Genomic DNA, 2,622 nt, shown 5'->3' with positions numbered 1-2,622 from the left:
CCCCGCAAATGCCGAAACATCTACGGTTTGGGCTAATCCCCGTTCGCTCGCCACTACTAAGGGAATCACTTTTGTTTTCTTTTCCTATGGGTACTTAGATGTTTCAGTTCCCCACGTTTGCTCTATGTATAACATAGTGTTAGGTCTCCTACCTAACGGGTTGCCCCATTCGGAAATCTGCGGATCAATTTGTATGTGCCAATACCCGCAGCTTATCGCAGCTTATCACGTCCTTCTTCGCTTCCGAGAGCCAAGGCATCCACCGTCTGCCCTTACTTATTTTTCGCCGTGAATGATTTAATACAATATTAAACCATCCATTGTTGAGTAATTAATTTGCTTTTGCAGATTACTTTTATTCTATTCGCTACAATATAATATCGTAGCGGCTCTACTCTTGTTGTTTATTCTTGTGTTACTAAATATGTCAAAGATCGCTCGATGAACCAAAAATCAAACGGGCCCATCAACGTGGAGAATATCGGATTCGAACCGATGACCCCCTGCTTGCAAAGCAGGTGCTCTAGCCAGCTGAGCTAATCCCCCATAACTACTCCGTAGTCCCAGGCAGAGTTGAACTGCCGACCTCTACATTATCAGTGTAGCGCTCTAACCAACTGAGCTATAGGACTGTAATGCAACAGCACGGCATATGCCTTCAACCCGCAGATCGCTCCGCGCCATCTATTCCCGTACATACCTAATCTAAAGAAACAAATGCGAGTGCATACCCAAATAGGGTAAAACCAAACAAGAAACGCGTACTACAAACACCGTAAGCTCCAGAAAGGAGGTGTTCCAGCCACACCTTCCGGTACGGCTACCTTGTTACGACTTAGCCCCAGTCACCGGTATTACCCTTAAGCGCTCCTTACGGTTACACTCTTCAGGTACCCCCGACTCCCATGGCTTGACGGGCGGTGTGTACAAGGCCCGGGAACGTATTCACCGCGCCATGGCTGATGCGCGATTACTAGCGAATCCAGCTTCACGGAGTCGAGTTGCAGACTCCGATCCGAACTGGGACAAGGTTTGAGGATCTGCTCCATATCGCTATGTGGCTTCCCTTTGTCCTTGCCATTGTAACACGTGTGTCGCCCTGGATGTAAGGGCCGTGCTGATTTGACGTCATCCGCCCCTTCCTCGCGTCTTACGACGGCTGTCTCGATAGAGTCCTCAGCTTTATCTGTTAGTAACTATCAACGCGGGTTGCGCTCGTTATGGCACTTAAGCCGACACCTCACGGCACGAGCTGACGACAACCATGCAGCACCTACTTAGGAGCCCCGAAGGGAAAATCTACTTTCATAAATCGTTCTCCTAAATTTCAATCCCAGGTAAGGTTCCTCGCGTATCATCGAATTAAACCACATGTTCCTCCGCTTGTGCGGGCCCCCGTCAATTCCTTTGAGTTTCACCGTTGCCGGCGTACTCCCCAGGTGGAATACTTATCGCTTTCGCTTAGACTCTTACTGTATATCGCAAAAATCTAGTATTCATCGTTTACAGCGTGGACTACCAGGGTATCTAATCCTGTTTGATACCCACGCTTTCGTGCTTCAGTGTCAGATAGAGCCTGGTACGCTGCCTTCGCAATCGGCGTTCTGTGTGATATCTATGCATTTCACCGCTACACCACACATTCCACATACCTCGTCTCCTCTCAAGCAAACCAGTTTCAACGGCAAGACTACAGTTGAGCTGCAGCTTTTCACCACTGACTTAATTCGCCACCTACGCACCCTTTAAACCCAATAAATCCGGATAACGCTCGTATCCTCCGTATTACCGCGGCTGCTGGCACGGAGTTAGCCGATACTTATTCGTAGAGTACATTCCCCTTAGCCACACGTGGCTACCATTATTCCTCTACAAAAGAAGTTTACAATCCATAGGACAGTCTTCCTTCACGCGACTTGGCTGGTTCAGGCTTTCGCCCATTGACCAATATTCCTCACTGCTGCCTCCCGTAGGAGTCTGGTCCGTGTCTCAGTACCAGTGTGGGGGGTCAACCTCTCAGTCCCCCTATCCATCGTAGCCTTGGTAAGCCGTTACCTTACCAACAAGCTAATGGAACGCATGCCCATCTGTAATCAATAAATCTTTCCTATAAATCCCATGCGAAATATATAGAATATAGGGTATTAATTCGACTTTCACCGAGCTATCCCCTAATTACAGGCAGGTTACATACGCGTTACGCACCCGTGCGCCGGTCGCCATCAATCTTAGCAAGCTAAGACCATGCTGCCCCTCGACTTGCATGTGTTAAGCCTATCGCTAGCGTTCATCCTGAGCCAGGATCAAACTCTCCATTGTTATTTTAATGTTCTTTTTTCCTTTTTTCAGCTCATGATGTTATTGAGTAGTACAACAAAGAATTGAATAGTCCTTAAAAACTCGTTTCAAGGGGCTTTATTCCTTTTGTTACCTCGTTTCGTCCAATACTAATTCGTATTGTGCACTACACTATTTGTTCTTTATATCAAGTATCTCAAAGATCTCTTATTTCAATATCCCCAACCTTACCAGTCGAAGAAACGTCCCTCACAGAACGTGAATGCAAAGGTAATACTTTATTTCTATTCTGCAATACCTCCAACATCCTTTGTCGCCAAAAAA

General features: G+C 46.9%; 2 tRNA genes and 2 rRNA genes. All 4 read right to left on the bottom strand.

Annotated features, from left to right (window positions below):
• Positions 1–286, bottom strand: a 23S ribosomal RNA gene (locus B5D06_RS08795); the annotation flags it as partial.
• Between the two features lie 186 nt (positions 287–472).
• Positions 473–546, bottom strand: a tRNA-Ala gene (locus tag B5D06_RS08790).
• 12 nt (positions 547–558) lie between these two features.
• Positions 559–632 (bottom strand) — tRNA-Ile (locus B5D06_RS08785).
• 154 nt (positions 633–786) lie between these two features.
• Positions 787–2,319 (bottom strand): 16S ribosomal RNA (locus B5D06_RS08780).
• Between the last annotated feature and the right edge of the window lie 303 nt (positions 2,320–2,622).

The sequence above is a fragment of the Porphyromonas circumdentaria genome, from assembly GCF_900167105.1.
GTDB lineage: Bacteria > Bacteroidota > Bacteroidia > Bacteroidales > Porphyromonadaceae > Porphyromonas > Porphyromonas circumdentaria.
Note: the sequence above shows the minus strand (reverse complement) of the source record. Positions and strands in the feature narration are given on the sequence as shown.